Source organism: Acidovorax sp. KPB24-07, from assembly GCF_057543315.1.
Genome location: NZ_BAAJYS010000729.1, coordinates 1 through 1,094, shown reverse-complemented (window position 1 = coordinate 1,094; position 1,094 = coordinate 1). Strand labels below are relative to the sequence as shown.

The window sequence follows — 1,094 nt, the reverse complement described above, 5'->3', positions numbered from 1 at the left end:
CCAGCACAATCGGTACTAGGGCATGCCGCTATTAAAAAAAATAGCAAACGATGCGCTGGACTGAAACGATGGACCTCGAAGCCCGCCTGCACGGCGCCGCCCCCAGCGAGCACCCCGAGGCCCTGCGCCTGTGGCTGCGCCTGCTCACCTGCACACAACTGGTGGAAAAGCAGGTGCGCACCCGGCTGCGCGACCAGTTCGGCACCACGCTGCCGCGCTTTGACCTGATGGCGCAACTCGAACGCGCGCCCGAGGGCCTGAAGATGAAGGACCTCTCGCGCCGCATGATGGTCACCAGCGGCAACGTCACCGGCATCACCGACCAGCTCGTCGCCGAAGGGCTGGTGGAACGCGTGGACGTGGCGGGCGACCGCCGCGTGTTCCTCGTGCGGCTCACGCCGCGCGGGCGCGAACAGTTCGACGCGATGGCCCACGCGCACGCGCAGTGGATCGTCGAGGCCTTCGGCCCGCTCGGCGAGCGCGACATCGCCAGCCTGCACCGGCTGCTCGGCAAGGTGAAGGCCCACGCCCAGGCAGCCACCCCCACCCTCCAGGAAACCAACGCATGAAGCACTACATCTCCGCGGGCAACCCCATGCGCCCGCAGTTCGAGCCCCGGGCCCCCTACGCGGCACGGCACTTCGCCTGGCAGTTCGACCGCGGCGTGGGCACCATCACGCTGGACCGGCCCGAGCGCAAGAACCCGCTGACCTTCCAGAGCTATGCCGAACTGCGCGACTTCTTCGGCGCGCTGCGCACGGCGACCGACGTGAAGGCCGTGGTGGTGACCGGCGCGGGCGGCAATTTCTGCTCGGGCGGCGACGTGCACGAAATCATCGGCCCGCTCACCGGCATGACCATGCCCGAACTGCTGGAGTTCACGCGCATGACGGGCGATCTGGTGAAGGCCATCCGCGCCTGCCCGCAGCCGGTGCTGGGCGCCATCGACGGCATCTGCGCCGGCGCCGGCGCCATGGTGGCGCTGGCCTGCGACCTGCGCTACGGCACGCCCGCCGCACGCACCGCGTTCCTGTTCACCCGCGTGGGCCTGGCCGGCGCCGACATGGGCGCCTGCGCGCTGCTGCCGCGCATGA

At 69.8% G+C, this 1,094-nt stretch carries 2 protein-coding genes; both read left to right on the top strand.

Annotated features, from left to right (window positions below; translation table 11 throughout):
• Positions 1-68: 68 nt before the first annotated feature.
• Positions 69-569: a MarR family winged helix-turn-helix transcriptional regulator gene (locus tag AC27IQ_RS25350; RefSeq protein ID WP_272567036.1), complete on the top strand. Its 501-nt coding sequence runs from the start codon at positions 69-71 to the stop codon at positions 567-569.
• On the top strand, positions 566-1,094 hold a 529-nt coding region (locus AC27IQ_RS25345), incomplete at its 3' end, for an enoyl-CoA hydratase-related protein (RefSeq protein WP_487091273.1). The genes AC27IQ_RS25350 and AC27IQ_RS25345, both read left to right, overlap by 4 nt.

What these genes read in the sequence shown, in the direction of transcription:
- AC27IQ_RS25350 (WP_272567036.1), top strand. Translation starts at nt 69, where the DNA reads ATGGACCTCGAAGCCCGCCTGCACGGCGCCGCCCCCAGCGAGCACCCC.